Annotated in this window: 1 protein-coding gene; it reads left to right on the top strand. The window is 61.6% G+C overall.

What is annotated here, in order from left to right; translation table 11 throughout:
- The coding region (locus tag Q4563_RS17310) for a phosphopantothenoylcysteine decarboxylase (protein ID WP_303605378.1) at positions 1–362 on the top strand (362 nt) is incomplete at both ends.

Consider the following 362-nt stretch of genomic DNA (forward strand, 5'->3'; position numbering starts at 1 on the left):
TTTTGTTAGTGGTACCCTGGCAGGCAAGCAGGTGGTCATCACGGCCGGGCCAACCCGCGAAGCGCTCGACCCTGTGCGTTACATCAGCAACCACAGCTCTGGTAAAATGGGTTATGCACTGGCCCAGGCGGCACTGGAAGCCGGAGCGCAAGTTACACTGATCTCCGGCCCGGTCAGCCTGCCCGTACCCGAGCGGATCACCCTGGTGCCGGTCACATCGGCCACTGACATGCTGACGGCGTCATTAGCGACGCTGGGTCAATGTGACGTTTTTATTGCCAGCGCCGCCGTGGCCGACTACCGGCCGGCGGCGGTAGCGGAACAGAAGATCAAGAAAGCCGGTGACGAGATCCAGCTAACGC

The organism is Gilvimarinus sp. 1_MG-2023, from assembly GCF_030548285.1.